Origin of the sequence: Streptococcus sp. 339 (genome assembly GCF_013277285.1) — a bacterium.
GTDB classification, from domain to species: Bacteria; Bacillota; Bacilli; order Lactobacillales; family Streptococcaceae; genus Streptococcus; species Streptococcus pseudopneumoniae.
In genome coordinates this window covers 1-2,428 of record NZ_VMMR01000037.1, presented here as the reverse complement: position 1 = coordinate 2,428, position 2,428 = coordinate 1, and the positions used below count along the sequence as shown (strand labels likewise).

1 protein-coding gene and 2 pseudogenes are annotated in these 2,428 nt (G+C 38.2%); 1 reads left to right on the top strand and 2 read right to left on the bottom strand.

Going from position 1 to position 2,428, the window contains the following annotated elements; translation table 11 throughout:
• Both HT736_RS11700 and HT736_RS05415 read right to left on the bottom strand, forming a co-directional pair.
• Positions 1 to 324, bottom strand: a pseudogene (locus tag HT736_RS11700) (IS630 family transposase); the annotation flags it as partial.
• Between the two features lie 229 nt (positions 325 to 553).
• Positions 554 to 1,747, bottom strand: a complete 1,194-nt coding sequence (locus tag HT736_RS05415; RefSeq protein WP_014017345.1) for an O-antigen ligase — start codon at positions 1,745 to 1,747, stop codon at positions 554 to 556.
• Positions 1,748 to 2,134: 387 nt separating this feature from the next.
• On the opposite strand from HT736_RS05415, the pseudogene HT736_RS05410 reads away from it, so the two are divergent.
• A pseudogene (locus HT736_RS05410) lies at positions 2,135 to 2,428 on the top strand (helix-turn-helix domain-containing protein); the annotation flags it as partial.

Sequence of the window (2,428 nt, the reverse complement as noted above, 5' to 3'; positions counted from 1 at the left end):
GCTTGCTCAATAGGATTCAAATCTGGTGAATAAGGTGGTAGAGGTAAGAAAAAGTGTTTATCTTGGATGCAGAGTTCATCCAAAATGTTCTTGGGATCAAAACTAGCATTGTCCATGACAATAACATGAGGTGTCTTTCAAAGCAGGTAGGAGTTGCGTTTTGAACCACTCCACAAAGAAATCGCTTGTCATGCTGTTCTTGTAAATCATGGGAGCTATAAACTCTCTGTCTACTTGTCCTGCAACAATTGAAGTTCGCTCAAAACGACGTCCGCTAATCTTTTCATAGACTTTCTCCCCTCTAGGAGTCCCTGCATAAGGACGAGGGAGCGCTATTGTATAATAGATTGAAACTAGAATAGTACACCTCTACTTCTAAAACATTGTTAGAAATCTATTTGACTGTCCTGATTGATTCATCCTGTTCTTATCTCATTTCACTATATTCACCGATAGTGAATCTCTACAGAGGACTTACACCTCAGATGCACGACATGCCCATCGTATAAAAAAATCTCCTACCCAAGGTAGAAGAATTTTAATCTTATAAAACTTAATCCGTCATGTCCGATACCAAAGTTCGATGCTCCAATGGAATACTGCACATAACTAGCAAGAAAATAAAGCCTGACTGAATCCAGAAGAGGGCCAAGTCAAAAATTCCGTGCACAGCAACCACTGTAAGGAAAGATAGATAAAGGCCGATAATCGGACGTTTCCCCGACTCCTGACTCATATCCATCATCAAGCGAACAGGAGCAACAGAAGACAAAACTAATAAAATAGTCCCCACAATTCCGTAACTCAGAATCGTATCAATATAAAGGCTATGAGCATGTTCATGATAAGGAGCATGTATCCGAGGATACGAGTGCATGTAGGTCAATGGCCCCTCACCCCAAAAAGGATTTTGCTTAAACAAGGCCATCCCAGCATCCCAAATAGAAATTCGTTCTTCCATAGAAGAATCTAAAGTCCCCATCCGAACTCCCAAATCACTGGAAAAGAGGAAGCTCAAGCCAATCGCAAATACCCCAATACTAAGCCAAAAGGCCTTCCAGTTTTTAATAGTCGTAAAGAGATAGATGATTGCTCCAGCGATAATAGCAGGAAAGGCAGTTCGATTTTGCGTAAAGTTCAATCCAAAGAGATTAACAAAGCCTGCAATCACACAGAATACTTTCAACCAATTCAACTTGGTCGTTGTAAATAGATAGAAAGCAATCATGATACAGAAACAACAAATAATTCCATAATAATTAGGATTAAAGAAGGTCACTTCTGCACGATTCTGATGCCACACCTGCATATTGGGTGAAAGAAAAGCATAGTTGAATTTCTTCACAATTTGGAAATGTTCTAAACTCGCAAAAGCAGCTGACAAGACGCTACCAAACAAGACGAGCTGCAAAATTAATCGAAAGAATTTATGTGATAAAATCGACTGATATTGCAAAAATAAAATAGCAAACAAAAACATTCCTACTGAAGCCACAAGACCCATCCAATTTTGTGCAAGAATGGATATAACAGTACTATAGCCAAGAAAAAGAAGCAGCATCGGATGCTCCCCCATTTTCTGAAGAATACTTTTCATGTCTCCTGTAAAAATCAAACTGATAATATATAAACAGAATACAACTACAAAAAGATAAAAGGGCAAAAAGATACTCAGGATAATTCCCAATAAAATCAGCTCTTTACTAGACAACCCTATCAGCTTTTCAATAAAGCCTATTGATTTCAAAATGAATCCTTTCTCTCCAAATCAGCTGATTCAGATAATAGTAAGCTATCCTATATTATACCACTTTTTTAACAATTTGAAAACAAAGGAAACGTTTTCCAAAATAAAATGTAATTCGAATGTGATAATTGAAAGTTCTATAATGAAGTTAGCCACCCAGCCCTCCTAAAAATTAGATGGTTCAACTAGCTGATAGCTAGCCCGCGATTTCATTTGATAAGAGGCTTGATGCTGTTAGACTGACAAGCCAAGGCTAAGATTAGCCTTGGTTTAGCTGACAAAACTGCTTCAAGGGTTCCTCTTGTCAAATGAAAGCTCTTCTAGGCATAAGAAAACACCTCTGTGTTATACTTGTTGTTCAATCACAAATACAAGAAAGGCACAGAGATGCAAAACCATTATACTACAAAAGCCAAACATTTGATAATCGATAGCCGTCGCTTAATCGAACGATGGAAAAAGGAAGGGAAATCAAATAGAGAAATCGCCTCTTTACTTGGAAAAGCTCCTCAAACTATCCATACTGAAACAAGCGTGGGACAGTCTGACAATGTCTTGGAAAAGGACGCTTTAAAGAGGTTTATTCTGCCGACTATGCTCAACAGTCTTATGAAAATAATCGCAAGCGCTCGGTCAAGAAATCAAGATTGAACAAGGAGTTGAAGGAAAAGATTCTCCACT